This is a genomic window from Proteus vulgaris (assembly GCF_023100685.1).
Classification (GTDB): domain Bacteria; phylum Pseudomonadota; class Gammaproteobacteria; order Enterobacterales; family Enterobacteriaceae; genus Proteus.
Genome location: NZ_CP090064.1, coordinates 2,149,016 through 2,164,220, shown reverse-complemented (window position 1 = coordinate 2,164,220; position 15,205 = coordinate 2,149,016). Strand labels below are relative to the sequence as shown.

The 15,205-nt window shown below is 34.2% G+C and carries 14 protein-coding genes; 10 read left to right on the top strand and 4 right to left on the bottom strand.

Annotated features, from left to right (window positions below; all coding sequences use genetic code 11):
- Positions 1-56: 56 nt before the first annotated feature.
- A complete protein-coding gene (gene ddlA / locus LW139_RS10630; RefSeq protein WP_109408201.1) occupies positions 57-1,157 on the top strand; it encodes a D-alanine--D-alanine ligase in 1,101 nt (366 codons plus the stop codon).
- A gap of 66 nt (positions 1,158-1,223) precedes the next feature.
- On the opposite strand, the gene LW139_RS10625 is transcribed toward ddlA, so the two are convergent.
- The gene (locus tag LW139_RS10625) at positions 1,224-2,111 is read right to left on the bottom strand and encodes a DMT family transporter (protein ID WP_247851184.1); all 888 of its coding nucleotides are present in this window, start codon (positions 2,109-2,111) and stop codon (positions 1,224-1,226) included.
- 161 nt (positions 2,112-2,272) lie between these two features.
- Between LW139_RS10625 and LW139_RS10620 the strand changes: the two genes are divergently transcribed.
- From LW139_RS10620 to LW139_RS10600, 5 genes are all read left to right on the top strand, one after another.
- A complete protein-coding gene (locus LW139_RS10620; protein WP_109408203.1) occupies positions 2,273-3,607 on the top strand; it encodes a PLP-dependent aminotransferase family protein in 1,335 nt (444 codons plus the stop codon).
- A gap of 427 nt (positions 3,608-4,034) precedes the next feature.
- Positions 4,035-4,412 carry a lysozyme inhibitor LprI family protein gene (locus LW139_RS10615; RefSeq protein WP_227336887.1) on the top strand — a complete coding sequence of 126 codons (378 nt, stop codon included), beginning with the start codon at positions 4,035-4,037 and terminating at the stop codon, positions 4,410-4,412.
- A gap of 194 nt (positions 4,413-4,606) precedes the next feature.
- Positions 4,607-5,140, top strand: coding sequence for a carbapenem self-resistance protein CarG family protein (locus LW139_RS10610; protein WP_109408205.1), 534 nt, complete (start codon positions 4,607-4,609; stop codon positions 5,138-5,140).
- Between the two features lie 218 nt (positions 5,141-5,358).
- Positions 5,359-6,159 (top strand): MetQ/NlpA family lipoprotein, encoded by an 801-nt coding sequence (locus LW139_RS10605; RefSeq protein ID WP_247851183.1) that lies wholly within the window; start codon positions 5,359-5,361, stop codon positions 6,157-6,159.
- A gap of 261 nt (positions 6,160-6,420) precedes the next feature.
- Positions 6,421-7,704, top strand: coding sequence for a cystathionine gamma-synthase family protein (locus tag LW139_RS10600; protein WP_109408207.1), 1,284 nt, complete (start codon positions 6,421-6,423; stop codon positions 7,702-7,704).
- Positions 7,705-7,769: 65 nt separating this feature from the next.
- On the opposite strand, the gene LW139_RS10595 is transcribed toward LW139_RS10600, so the two are convergent.
- Positions 7,770-8,327: a GNAT family N-acetyltransferase gene (locus LW139_RS10595; RefSeq protein WP_166541206.1), complete on the bottom strand. Its 558-nt coding sequence runs from the start codon at positions 8,325-8,327 to the stop codon at positions 7,770-7,772.
- 213 nt (positions 8,328-8,540) lie between these two features.
- On the opposite strand from LW139_RS10595, the gene LW139_RS10590 reads away from it, so the two are divergent.
- The gene (locus tag LW139_RS10590) at positions 8,541-9,386 is read left to right on the top strand and encodes a helix-turn-helix domain-containing protein (protein WP_247851182.1); all 846 of its coding nucleotides are present in this window, start codon (positions 8,541-8,543) and stop codon (positions 9,384-9,386) included.
- A gap of 132 nt (positions 9,387-9,518) precedes the next feature.
- Positions 9,519-10,055, top strand: coding sequence for a metallophosphoesterase (locus LW139_RS10585; protein WP_072068090.1), 537 nt, complete (start codon positions 9,519-9,521; stop codon positions 10,053-10,055).
- 191 nt (positions 10,056-10,246) lie between these two features.
- Here LW139_RS10585 and ydeE read toward each other — a convergent pair whose 3' ends face one another.
- Complete coding sequence (gene ydeE, locus LW139_RS10580) at positions 10,247-11,434, bottom strand: efflux MFS transporter YdeE (protein WP_109408211.1); 1,188 nt, start codon at positions 11,432-11,434, stop codon at positions 10,247-10,249.
- Between the two features lie 304 nt (positions 11,435-11,738).
- Between ydeE and accA the strand changes: the two genes are divergently transcribed.
- On the top strand, positions 11,739-12,701 hold the full coding sequence (gene accA, locus LW139_RS10575; protein WP_247851181.1) for an acetyl-CoA carboxylase carboxyl transferase subunit alpha: 963 nt from the start codon (positions 11,739-11,741) through the stop codon (positions 12,699-12,701).
- Positions 12,702-12,779: 78 nt separating this feature from the next.
- Positions 12,780-13,667 carry a LysR family transcriptional regulator gene (locus LW139_RS10570; RefSeq protein WP_109408318.1) on the top strand — a complete coding sequence of 296 codons (888 nt, stop codon included), beginning with the start codon at positions 12,780-12,782 and terminating at the stop codon, positions 13,665-13,667.
- Positions 13,668-13,670: 3 nt separating this feature from the next.
- On the opposite strand, the gene LW139_RS10565 is transcribed toward LW139_RS10570, so the two are convergent.
- Positions 13,671-15,173, bottom strand: coding sequence for an MFS transporter (locus LW139_RS10565; protein WP_166541209.1), 1,503 nt, complete (start codon positions 15,171-15,173; stop codon positions 13,671-13,673).
- Positions 15,174-15,205 lie beyond the last annotated feature (32 nt).

Below are 15,205 nucleotides of genomic sequence, written 5' to 3'. Positions count from 1 at the left end.
TTTATCATGATATATTGCTACCTATTCGCTATAGCTGTCCTATAAAAGGTTAGAAAATGAGTAAATTAAGAGTCGCTATTATTTTTGGTGGAAAATCCACAGAACATCAAGTTTCATTACAATCAGCAAAAAATATTATTAATGAATTAGATCGAACGAAATTCGACCTTTGCTTAATCGGTATTAATGAACAAGGCCAGTGGCATGAATATTCAGAAGCTGACTATCTACTCAATAGCGATAATCCTAAAACTATCTCATTAAGTAATCCGTTAAGAGCAGTTGCAATTATTCCAGGTAGTGAAAAAAATCAATTCATTTCTTTAGAAGACGGCCAAGCACTTCCTCAAATTGATGTTGTCTTTCCAATTGTCCATGGCGCTTATGGCGAAGATGGTACATTGCAAGGTTTATTACACATGATAGATATGCCGTATGTTGGCCCAAATATCATGAGTTCCGCTGCTTGTATGGATAAAGACATCACTAAACGCCTTCTTGATGGCGCGGGATTAGCGGTCGCACCGTTTATTACGATCATGGCGCATCAAATTGATGATATTCCTTACAATGAAATGGTTCGTCAATTAGGACTTCCTTTATTTATTAAGCCTGCGAATCTAGGTTCTTCTGTAGGAATAAGCAAAGTTAATAATGAAGAAGAATTTAATGCAGCATTAGCAATGGCATTTGAGTATGATCTTAAAGTTATTGTTGAAAGTGCTATTGTGGGTCGTGAAATTGAATGTGCCGTTTTAGGTAACGAAAATCCTGAAGTCAGCCCGTGTGGCGAGATCGTACTAAACGATGCTTTCTATGCCTATAACACAAAATACATTGATGACGATGGTGCAAAAGTCGTTGTTCCAGCAATAATGAACGAAGATACTAGTTTACATATTCGCCAAGTGGCATTAAAAGCATACCGTGTTCTTAATTGCTTAGGTATGGCTCGTGTTGATGTATTCTTAACTCAAGATAACCGAGTTGTGATTAATGAAATAAACACATTGCCAGGGTTTACAAATATCAGTATGTATCCAAAATTATGGCAAAGTGCTGGTTTAGGCTATCAGTCGTTAATTACTAAATTAATTGAGTTAGCACTGGATCATCATAAAAAAACGGCTGCTTTGAAAACGAAGTGTGAACTTTAATTAAAATGAAAACACGCTAAATAAAAATATTTAGCGTGTTTTTTAGCTTTAATTCATTGATATTAATCAAGCATATTTTCGTGAACCCGCAACGCAAAAAATAACACCAACAGTTACAAGCAACATCAATAAATTGACAGATTCATGAAGTAATACGGCCGCTAAACCTAATCCAAAGAAAGGCTGTAATAATTGAAGCTGACCTACAGCTGCTATCCCACCTTGCGATAATCCTTTGTACCAAAAAATAAAACCAATCAGCATACTAAAAAGTGAAACATAACCTAAACCAATCCATGCAGAAAGGCTAATTTTTGTTAATTCTTCTGGCATAAGAATAAAGCTAAGAATAAGCATTGGAGGCAATGATACAATTAAAGCCCAACAGATAACTTGCCAGCCACCTAGTTGTTTCGTTAATGTTGCGCCTTCTGCATAACCTAAACCACAAACAATGACTGACGCTATCATTAATAAATCAGCACTGATAGATGATGCTCCACCTTGAGAAAGGGCATATCCCATCACTAATAAACTGCCAACAATAGAAAAAAGCCAAAAAGTAGGACGAGGCTTTTCACCACCACGAATTACAGCAAAAATTGCCGTAGATAATGGTAATAAGGCCAGAAAAACGAGGGAGTGTGCGGATGTTATCTCTTGTAATGCAATAGCGGTTAACAGCGGAAAACCTACCACGACACCTAATGAAACGACTGTTAATGAAATCCATTGTTTAAATGTTGGTAATTTTTCTTTATATAACAACAACATTACTAAAGATAATAATCCAGCAATACTCGCTCTTGCTGCTGTTAGAAATAAAGGTTCAAAACCTAATACAGCAGCTTTTGTAGCAGGTAAAGATCCACTAAAAATTAGCATACCAATAAAGCCATTTATCCAACCATTAGTTTGCGTTTTTTGTTTTATTTGTTGCATACGATGTTCCATAATTATTATTAATTCTCTTTTAAAAACAAATGATTATATTTTTTACAATAGGAAGAAATATAAAATTCATTTTAAATAATTGTATCTATTATGTACTTGCTGAGTACTATCTTATGGGTCACAATCATGACAATCAAATAATTGTCATGGATACAATTTCTATGGTTCAGCCCCGTTATAAATCTTTAGTTGATAAATTGGCGAACGAAATACGTATAGGAAAATTATTACCTGGTACACGTTTACCCACACATCGACATTTGGCCGCAGAGCATAAAATGTCTCTTGCAACGGCAAGTCGTGTCTATGCTGAATTAGAAAATATGGGTCTAGTCATTGGTGAAACAGGAAGAGGAACATTTGTTCGTGAGTTATCACTTCCAACAAACCATGGAATAGAAAATCCTACGGCAACGGATATGTTGGATCTGAATTTCAATTATCCATCATTACCTATTCAAGCTGAATTATTACGCTCTGAACTAAAAAGATTATCAACTTCAGGTGAAATTGAATCATTACTTCGCTATCAACCACATAGTGGCAAATTACACGATAAAATAGTGATTTCCCAATACCTCAAAAATAAAAAAATCACCGTTGAACCTGAAAATATTATTATCACTAACGGTGCACAACAGGGTATTGCGATTACATTATTAGGTGTATTAAAACCTGGTGATGTCGTTGCTGTTGATGCATTAAGTTACCCAGGATTTAAATTAGCAGCATTAGCTCATCATTTGGAAATATTACCGATCCCCATAACACCTTTAGGAACAGATTTAGATAAATTAGAAGAACTATGTAAAAAAAGGGCAATTCGCGCACTTTATTGTATTCCTACACTACATAATCCAATGGGATGGGTATTAACATTAAAACAACGCCAACAATTAATTGTCTTAGCGCGAAAATACCACTTTATAATTATTGAAGATGCAACTTACGCTTTCTTAGTTCAAAAAGCACCGGCTCCCATTGTGACTTTAGCGCCAGAGATTACCTTTTATATTTCAGGATTTTCTAAAAATATTGCATCAGGGTTAAGAGTCGGTTTTATGGTTGCTCCTACAAAGACCATTGCATCATTAGAGCGAGCGATGAGAGTGACAACATGGAATACACCAGCACTGATGACATCGATTGTCTGTCAATGGGTTAAAGAGGGTGTTGTTGATAAATTAGAGAGATTATTACGCAAAGATGCACAGCAACGGCAAAAAATTGTCAGCGAAATCTTTGAAGGAATAGCTTATATTCATCATCCTACTTCTTACTTTTTATGGATCCCACTACCAGAAGAAATTAGAGCTGATAAAATTGTCGCTTCCTTACATCAATTACAAATATCTGTCGCCACTGCTGAACCTTATGCCACAACACCCCATATTCCTCATGCAATCCGTATCGCATTAGCTTCAGTTGAAATTAGTTTATTACGTGATGCACTAATAAAAATAAAGGATATTATTAAATATCACATTGATTTATGACTGTTACTAGATAGCAACCTAAACAAGCGCGGGTAAATGAGTAATACATAAAAGCTAAATTCATTAGCTATTTTAACGTGTTATATCAATAACTAAAAAATATAAAAAGCGTTCTATTTTGTTTAGTATTTTTTTAAATAACACTTATTGTTAAAGAAAAAAGGTATTTAGTTATCATTTTTTTAAATTTGTTTTAAATAAATATTTTTTATGAAGAAAATAACAGTATAATTACTAAACATTAATATTTTAATCTTATTTTGATTGTCTTAAATAGAAAGATTTTGCATTATCTTCAAGTAATTGTTATATGATAAATATTGCTAAAATGATAAAGGTTTTACTTTATCCTCACCCCTTAAATTAAATATTAAAGGAGTGAAATGAATATTTTAGCGATGTTTTTAATCAAAAAATGGACGGTGCGATGAAAAAACTTATCCTATTAAGTGCAATATCTGGCGGTATACTCTTTTGGTCTATACATTTACAAGCAGATAACTTTGATTGTCGAAATGCGGCAACGCAAACTGAAATAAATCAATGTGTACATCAAGACTTTCAGCAGAAAGATGAAGAACTTAACCACATTTACCAGCAATATTACGCCAAGCTAGATAGCACTAGAAAAGAGCAATTAAAGCAAGCACAGTTAATATGGATTAATTTTAGAGATCTCTCTTGTCAGTATGAAGCTGACTATTATCAAGGGGGGAGTTTAGCACCAATGGTATATAGCAGTTGCTTAAAAGATAAAACAAAAGAAAGAATTAATGATCTTAAAAATTATATTGCTTTATATTAAATAAAAAATTAAGCCTTAAAATCAAAAAAATCATTTTATAATAGTCAAATAAGTAAATTCATTAGCATGGAAATATTTCATAAGTGATATAATTGTAAATTCTGTATTATTTTGAAACACAAAACTCCTTGACTAATCATTGCCACAAAGTAGTCTGATGCTCAAGTAATAAGCAAAAAAAAGAAGCGAATACAATGAATAAGATATTAAAACTTGGGCTAGGATTACTTTTTGCATCATTACCTTTCACTTCAATATCATCTGAAATTAAACTCGAATATGGAGTAAATCTTATCGATTTTAATGGTGATGGTGTTCCTGATGTCGTGGTTAAGTCTCGACGCTCATTAAATGATTCATCATCTTTTGATATGACGACCGTTTATATCAAAGGTAGCGATCAAAAAGTGTATATTGTCCCATCCATATATTCTAATGCATTAAGTCTTTATAACAATAAGATTAAAGGTACTAATATCACTATTTCTGATTTTGAATTCATTGAAAAAAAAGGTCGGGTTGTATTGTTAAGTGCTGAAAAAGTAGGAAATAATTTACAACAACCAACTCCGATTCGTTTTTCTAGTTATGAAATATCAGAAAAGAAACAAGGGGATGAAATTCAGTTCAAATGGCAATTTAATACTTATTGTGTCACTGAATTATCCTATCTTAGTGTTGAAGACTCATATTCTGATGCTTGTATAAATAAAATTATCAATGAATAAATCTACAATTTGCTAACAAACACATCACATTTTAATGTGTTATTTTTTTATTTTATAAAACAATGAATTGTAAGAAGACAAAGAATATTCCTTTCTTTATATTCATTGAGTACTTGTATCATTTCTTTTTCCTTGTTATTAATCTACTGTTAGGATATTTCTTAATCAAAATGATATTAATAGTGCTGTTCTTATCGGGGGCTGTTTAAGAGGGAAATATGAAGGAGATTATTACGGGTTTACTTCTAGCCTCAATATCACTATTTACCGTATCTTGTTCACAAGAAGATACACATAAGGTAAAGGTGGCAATTAATACAGGACCTGATCAAGTGATTTGGGATGAAGTTATTCGTTTAGCGAAATTAACAGAAGGGTTAGACGTTGAAGTTGTCGCTTTTAATGATTATGTACTTCCTAATAAGGCATTAAATAATAAAGAAGTTGATGCGAATGCATTCCAATCCATTCCTTACCTTCAAACGCAAATCAAAGAAAATAGTTATAAATTTCATATCGCGGGTAAAACTTATATTTTTCCTTTAGCAGCATACTCTAAAAAAATTAGCGATATAAATGAGTTACAATTAGGATCTCTTGTTGCTATCTCAAATGAAGCCAGCATGAGAGGTCGAGCACTTCTATTATTAGCAGAAAACCATCTTATTACTCTCAATGAGAATGTTGGTTTCACCCCAACATTGGATGACATTATCTATAACCCTAAAGAAATTAAGTTTATTGAAGTCGATACGCCACAGCTCACTGAAGCACTAAATGATCCAGCAATTACAATGGCGATTATTAATAATAACTTTTCGTCTCAAATTGGGTTAATTGCAACTCGTGATGGATTAATTCTAGAAAATAAAAACTCACCTTATGCCAATGTTATCGTAACCCGCGAAGATAACAAAGATGATGAAAATATAAAGAAGTTGATTTCAGTACTTCACTCACGACAAATCGAGTTGAAGTTTAAAGAAATGTATAAAGGTGATGCAGTAAGAGCATGGTAACGTCTTAACTTAAAGATAGAGAGAATGCTTTTTGTCTTTAAGTTTTTATTATTTTCCCCTAGAATGTTCCACTCTTATTTGGTGTGTTTTCTTGGCTAAATATCACTCAATTCTTATAATTTCATTATTAATCCTTATTTTTATTCCTAATTTCGCTATTTTCATATAACTGCTAGTTTTTATACTTTATAAAACATTCTAACAACATGAATTTTTTTCAGTATGATAACTCATCCTCCATTACACAGAAGAAATAAAAAAATGGCTGACTCTCAACTAAAAAAACAATATATCGGTGAACACAAACTATCGCCTGAAACACTTATGATGAGTTATGGATATGATCCATTACTTTCTGAAGGTTCAGTAAAACCGCCAGTATTTTTAACATCGACCTTTATTTTTAAAAGTGCAGAAGAAGGCAAAGCTTTCTTTGATACAGTAAGTGGAAGAAAACCTTTACCTGAAGGTGAAAAAGCAGGTTTGGTTTATTCTCGTTTTAATCAGCCCAATAGTGAGATTGTTGAAGATAGACTTGCTGTGTATGAAAATACACAATCTTGTGTATTATTCTCTTCAGGTATGTCAGCAATCACCACAACATTAATGGCCTTAACTCAGCCTGGAGATGTCATTTTACACTCTCAACCTCTTTATGGTGGAACAGAGACATTAATTGCAAAAACACTTGCTAAATTTGGTATTCAAGCCACTCCATTTACTGACGGATTAAACCTTTCTCTGATCCAAGCACAAGCCGATAACGCTAGCCAAAAAGGGCGTGTTGCCGTTATTTTTGCAGAAACTCCTGCAAACCCAACTAATTCATTAGTCGATATTAACGCATTAAAAATTGTTGCTGATAAACTAGAAGAAAAGCAGGGCTATCGTCCCATTATTGTTTGTGATAACACATTACTTGGCCCAGTTTATCAACACCCAATTGAGCAAGGGGCGGATATATCTGTTTATTCTTTAACTAAATATGTTGGTGGTCATTCGGACTTAGTTGCTGGTGCTGCAATGGGCTCTCGTGAACTAATTAATCAAATCCGATTACTACGAGGAGCAATAGGAACACAACTTGATCCTCATTCTTGTTGGATGCTTGGACGCTCTTTAGAAACACTACAAATTAGAATGGAAAAAGCGAACCAGAATGCTTTATTAGTTGCAGAATTTCTGCGTGATCATGAAAAAGTAAAAGCTATTCACTATTTGCCTTTTGCAGATAAAAACTCAGTTGAAGGCCAAGTATTTGCAAAACAATGTACAGGTGCAGGTTCAACATTCTCATTTGATATTGTGGGTGGAGAGAGCGAAGCTTTCCGTTTTCTTAATGCTATGAAAATTTTTAAACTGGCAGTTAGTTTGGGAGGAACTGAGTCTTTAGCCTGCCATCCAGGCTCAACAACTCATTCTGGCGTGCCGATAGCATTACGTCATAATATTGGTATTCAAGACACTACCATTCGTTTATCTATTGGTATTGAAAATCCTCAAGATTTAATTGCTGATTTATCCCAAGCATTAGCAAGTGCTTAATTAAATAAGCTTATTAATATTAAAAAACACCAGGTAATGTAGATTTCATTATCTGGTGTTTTGGTTTAATAGGTCTGTTTTTGGATTTCAATCCATTCATCTTTAGTTAAGCGGCAAATATTTTCAACTTTCACTTCATCTAAAAATTCTGCGTATTGCTCTTCAATAATGTGATGAAATTTAAACCCACATTTTTCTTGTGCTTTTTGTGACTTATTATTATCAGCAAAATACCCACACCATAGATTATCTAACTCCAAAGTTTCAAAGCTATGGCGACTAATTTCTCTCACTGCTTCAGGAATTAAACCTTTCCCCCAGAACGGAACTCCAATCCAATAAGATACTTCAGCATCATTATCGCCTATCGAGAAATTACTCTCTTTAGCAAAAGATAGGCCCACTAAGCCGATAGCGCGATCATCATCGATTAATGTGACAGCATAAACTTCATTTCGCATAAATATAGTACGAATTATTTCAGCACTTTCTTCAACACTTTTATGAGTTGGCCAACCAGCGATAGGGCCAACTCGTTCATCTTTAGCGTATTCATACAGGCTTGGCGCATCAGAAAGTTTCCATGGCCGCAGTATGAGTCTTTCAGTTTTTAATGTTTTCATTTCAATCAATTTTCTTTTTTATCAATATGTTGCTATTTATCTTACGTTTTTAAGATATGTGCATTCTAAAGAAAAGAAATAAAAACCCGAATGGCATAAAAGAGGTAAAATCAGTACTTTTGAAAACTAAATTAAAGGAAATACTTGTTATTAACTGTAATATCATCAAATATAAAAACTATCAAATTAGAATAAAAAGAGAACAATAGATTTATGTTAAGCCAAGTATTGTCACAATTGAATACCACATCCCAACACGCCATTATGGGTGAAAGCAGTATGGCAAATGAAATTAATTACCCATTACCCTTATCTTACATCGTGGTCATGGTTTGCTTAGAAGGAAGGGCTGTAATTAATATTGGTTTTCAGAAACAGACGATTAAAGCGAATGATATTCTTATTTTAGGCGATGATATGATGACTGTTTTGAGCCAAAAATCAGCAAATTTTCGCTTATTTTATTGTTTTCTTGATAAATCTTTTGCTTCAGAAATTGCTTATTCTCTTTCTAATACTTTATTTGCCTTTCTCCATGAAAATCCCATTTGCTCCCCAAAAAAAGAACAAGAAGAAGCCTTAAATAGATGGGTAGAACAACTAAAATATATAGATAATCACTATTCTGAACATCGAAAATTGATGTTAAAAAATCATCTACAAAATCTCTTCTTTGCGATCACAGAATTAATACCAACACATTTCTCTATCGCTAAAAAAGAATTTAGTCGCAAAGAAAAGCTTTGTTGGCAATTTTGGGAGTTAATTGGAAAACATTGTTTAAAGCATAGAGAAGTTACTTTTTATGCAAATTGTCTTAATATTACGCCGTTTTATTTATCACAAATAACAAAACAATTTTTTAATGATTCACCTAAGACGTTGATTAATCGTCAAGTTATTCTTGAAATAAAAGCATTATTAATGCACACTTCACTTTCAGTAAATGAGATATCAATAAAGCTTCATTTTGATGATCCTTCTTATTTATGCCGATATTTCAAAAGAGAGACGGGGCATTCTTTATCTGGTTACCGTAAACAACATCAACGACAATAAAACAGATGATATTGTATTTATTGTTCTATTTTTAACTAAAGGAGGTAATTATGTTGAAAAAATATCACTATACAGACCGAGGGAAAATACTTTCTTAAGGTTAAGATTTTTATTACTTATTAAGAAATTACTATGATTTATTTTACTTCTGATACACATTTTTGCCATTCAAATATCCTCAATCTTTGTGATCGTCCTTTCAATAGTGTAAGCCATATGAATGATACATTAATCCATAACTGGAACGCTTATGTATCTGATCATGACGAAATCTATATTTTAGGTGATTTTCTCTATCGAGGAACAGGACAGGATGCCAACCGAATTTTACGTCGGTTAAACGGTAAAAAGTACCTTATCCGTGGAAATCACGACAAATTTCTCGATGATCCGGAATTTGATGCATCAGTATTTGAATGGGTGAAAGACTACTTTGAATTGGATTATAAAAAACGAAAAATTGTGATGTTTCATTATCCTATATTAGAATGGGGTGGTTTTTTCCGTGACGCTATTCATTTATATGGTCATGTACACAATTCACAAAAAGATCCAACTCAACGTAAACGTTTAGATGTTTTAGGAAAAAATGCAATTAATGTTGGTGTTGATGTCAACGATTTCTTCCCAATTAGCATTGAAACAATACTCAAAAGAACATCGAAATAATCTTACTTCTCGGTGTTTTTTATTTAAAACTCAATAAGGTAATGGTATTAACTAACCATGCAACTCAAGATTAAGAAGAAATATGCCTTACTTTATCTATTGTAGAAAAAAATAGAGACAAAATCAGTCATCTACAAACCATAAAAAAGACACCTTTAAGGTGTCTTTTTAGTTTGTGAAGTCTTCAGAAATTAGAGTGCAATAGCTCTTGTTTTACTGGCGTTCATTCCTTGGATCATACAAAACCAAGCCAATGCAGAAACGGCCATTAAAATTGCAAATAAAGAAATAGGAGGGAATGACGTTAAAATAAAACCGCTAGCTAATGGATTTAATGCTGCACCTAACCAACCTAATGACTGAGCAGAAAAATAACTTGCTTTCATTCCTAACGGTGCAATGTTATCAATCATCATATACTCACCGGGCGCATAAATTAACTCACCAAAAGTAAAGACGGCAATGGCTAATGCCCAAAATATTAAGTTATCACCCGCAAACATAAAGCCAAGTAAGCCAGTCATAAAAAATAACGTGCCTAAGGTCATTAATTTACGCAATCTATCGGCTGTAACATGCTTACCCACAATATATTGCAAAGAAACGACAATAGCGGCGTTTACAGGTAATACAACCGCAATAACGGACTCTGCTAATTTAGCGTCATAGACGACTAAGATATATTGCGAAATACATGATGCAAAAGAGCCAAATGTTAAAGTACCAAAAAAAGTCGAGAGCACAAACCAACTTAATGCTCTGTCTTTTAGCATTATTTTCGGATCCCATTTCACACTATTTTCTTCACCAGTATTTATTGCTTTAGAACGCTGAACAAACAACTGGATCATAAAAAGTGGAACACTGGCAGAAATAGCAGCAAGCCAGAAGGGTAATTGTGTTCCATACATTAATAATAACGTACCAATAGGCGGGCCGACCGTCCACCCCATATTGATAAAGGTGTAGTTTAGCGAGAATATTTTAGGTTTCGCTGAAATCGATAAAGTTTCAGAAAAATAGGCTTTCAACACGGTTGAAAACACTAAATAGGAGCAGTTGATTACCGAGAAAAAAATAACCACTAAAACCGTACTATGAACCATAGGTATTGCAGCAAAGCCAAAGATGAACGTTATAATAGATAGCAACATATAACGTTTTTTCTCAAATTTATCCGCAAGCATCCCGAAGCCAAGGCTGAAAAAAATACCGGTTGTTAATGCAATGGACATGGCAATACCAATATCATCAACAGGTAATTGATATTCCCGTGATAAATAGATTGCCATAAACGGTAATGTTGCACCTCTTCCTATCGTAAGAAGCAGTGATGAAAACAGCAGTGCAGTTGTTGATCGTGTTTTTTTTGAGAACATATTATCTTTATTCTAATCATTTGTATTTTATGAAGTGTTTTATAATTTATGCGATCTTTTACGGGTGCAAAAAGAACAAAATCGCACTGTGTATTAATACATGACTTAGTAATTACTGTATAGATTAAAATGAGAGAAAAAGCTCTTTTTAATCCTGTCTTTTTTCTTGCTGATCTTATAGTAAGATTTAATTATCCCATTTTTGATAATAGTGTTTATCAAATTCCTCTCTATCGCCATATTGTTATTTTTTCTAAACTGAGCTAATTATCGTTTTATTTACTGCATTAAATCCGAGGTCGTTATGTCTTTTATTCATCTTGAATTTGAAAAACCTATTGTTGAATTAGACGAAAAAATAGATGCATTGCTCACCTTTAAGCAATCTCAAGATGAACCCACAGGTATTAATTTAGATGAAGAGATTGCTCGTTTAAGACAAAAAAGTCTTTCGCTGACAAAATCTATTTTTACTGATTTAGGGGCTTGGGAAATAGTGCAACTTGCTCGTCATCCTATGCGCCCATATACCCTTGACTATATTAAAGCGATTTTTACTGACTTTCAGGAGTTAGCGGGTGATAGGGCTTATGCCGATGATAAAGCGATTGTGGCGGGTTTAGCTCGATTAGACAAAATGCCAGTCATGGTGATTGGGCAACAAAAAGGCCGTGATACAAAAGAGAAAATTCTTCGCAATTTTGGTATGCCATCACCAGAAGGTTATAGAAAAGCATTACGTTTAATGAAAATGGCTGAACGTTTTCATCTACCCGTTATTATTTTTATTGATTCTGCGGGAGCTTATCCTGGCGTTGGTGCTGAAGAACGAGGGCAAGCAGAAGCCATTGCTCGTAACATTCTTGAAATGTCACGATTAAAAACACCGATTATTTGCACTATTACTGGTGAAGGATTTTCTGGCGGAGCGCTCGCAATTGGTGTCGGTGATAAAGTTAATATGTTGCAATACAGCACTTATGCGGCAATTTCACCAGAAGGCTGTGCTTCTATTTTATGGAAAAGTTCTGATAAAGCGCCAATAGCGGCAGAAACAATGGGAATGACGGCACCTAAATTACAATCATTAGGCATTATCGACGCTATTATTCCTGAGCCATTAGGTGGTGCTCATCGTGATCATCAACAAGCGGCTGAATTTCTTAAACAACAATTATTAACCGACTTAGCCTTATTAAAAAGCTATTCAACCGAAGAGCTTTTAGATAAGCGTTATCAGAAACTCATGTCTTATGGTTACTGTTAATTATTAACGAGAGAAAAGAAAATGAATGATACACTGCCTACATTAAGCAATAGAAATACAGTAGGCAGTGAATTATTTATGCAAATCGATCTTAATTTATTACGTATTTTTTCTGCCGTAGCCGAACAAGGACAATTTGCCGCGGCTGCTCGACTACTATCTATGCCTACTTCAAATATCAGTCGTGCAATTAAACAGCTTGAACAGCAACTCAATTGTAAACTTATTGATAGAACAACGCGAAAGATGCGCCTTACTGAACAAGGTAAATTACTCTATCAGCAAGGAAAGAAAACCTTAACTGAGTTAGATAATGTTGTAAGTAACATCACCAGTGATGGCCCATTAACAGGAACATTCCGCTTAACCATTCCAAGTGAATATGGCAGCGAACTACTGGCTGATATTTTAGCTGACTTTGCCGTTCTTCATCCTAATTTACTTATTCAATGTGACACCCAATTAATGCCAAGAAATATCATTGATGATGATATGGATTTACTATTAACTTTTCATCGCGGAAATCTAGCAGATAGCAGTTACCATTCACGGTTAATTAAATCGTGGCGCAGTATTGTTGTTGCCTCTAATGAGTTATTAGAAAAAACAGGAGTTCCAACTCATATCGAACAATTAAGCCAAATGCCTTGTATTTCTAGTCTAAGTGCACTAGAAGGGCAACCTTGGATATTTCTTGATGAACATAAAAAACCAATAAAAGTTACTATTAATAGCCATTATCGAGTAAATAGCGCTATATTAGCGAGAGCTGCGGTATTAAAAGGATTAGGGTTTGCTATTTTAGCTGAGCATTGTTGCCTTGATGCAATTAAAGCAGGGAATTTGCGAGCTATTGAATTTCCTCAACAGCCCGCCAGTATCAATTTAATCGCAATATATGCAAGTCGTAGTACACTTTCTCGTAATATTGAATCTTTTCTTGAGTTTCTCACTCAACGTTTATAAATATTAATCCGTTATTTGCTGAGAAAGTGCGCTATGTTTTGCTTTAAAAGGAAATAACACGATAAATAAAGTGACAAAACATGAGATCCCAGCAGTTGCGATTGCATAAGCAAACCCAGAATTAAATGCCTCTGGTAACATGGTGATGAATCCTTTGTCTAAATTGCTCGTAGCATTTTCAGTTACTAGACTGACAATATCGATATAGTTTACAGATATTCCTAATACCTGACTTTGCATAACCATATAATGGATTGCTTGTTGCACCATTAATGTGCCTAGTAAAGCAATTCCCATCGTCATTCCTGTTTGTCTTAATGCATTCATGGTTGCAGACGCCATACCAGAGCGAGATGGTGAAACACTTTTCATCACTAACGCACCAATTGCTGGTGTTGACAAGCCCATTCCAGCACCTAATACAAATAGGTAACTTCCAGTTAATCCATAGTGGCTATTTGTTGCCAATGTCGCTAATAAGCAAGAAGAAATAGCAATAAATAAGAAACCACAGATCATGAGTTTTCTGACTGAAAAATATGCAGATAAACGCCCAAAAGACATTGAAAATAGGGCCATCGCAATAAATTCAGGTGCCATTCTCCAGCCTGTTTCTAATGCACTCCAGCCTTGTGCTTTTTGCAGAAAAAAGGCAATAAAAAAGACATTACTATAAGTGGCAAAGCCCAAAGTGAAAGAAGAAAGGTTATATTGAAAAAATGCACGATCTTTAAATAAAGTAAGTGGTAATAAAGGGCGTTTAACACGTTTTTCTATCATTAAAAAGAGGGCGAGGAATATAACGCCTACAATCAATGTCGATAAAGTTCGATAATGCGACCAACCAACCGATCCGGCTTCAATTAAACCATAAGTCAACAAGCCTAATCCTAACATACTGGTTAATTGACCAAAGGGATCGAGTGCCACATTTTCAGGATCAGCACTTTCACTTAATCCATACCAACCTAGTAATACAGTAATTATGCCTATAGGAATATTAATAAGGAATATACTTGCCCAACCACTAGTGTGAACTAATACCCCACCTAAAATAGGACCAATAATCAGTGATAAAGCACTGACAGAAGACCAAATACCTATAATACGGACACGCTCAATATCAATTGGAAAAGCATGTGTAATTAGAGACAATGCGCCCGGAATTAGTGCTGCGGCAGCAATACCTTGAATAATACGACCTAAAATAAGCACTTCATGTTGCTGTGCAATCGCACAGATCACAGATCCCACTGTAAAAATAATCACCCCCCATAACCATACTTTTTTTCGCCCAAAGCGGTCACTTAAAGGGCCTGATGACAAAATACAGGCAGATAAACAGAGCGCATAAGCATCGACAATCCACTGTAAGGTTGCCATATCAGCGTGAATATCATTTTGAATAGTGGGTAATGCTACATTAACAATACTAATATCAAGTGTTGCCATAAAAGTGCCTAAACAAATGGCACAGATAAGTGACAGTCGTTTCAAATAAGTCATAAGTTTTATTGCCTTAATGATGAATAATAATG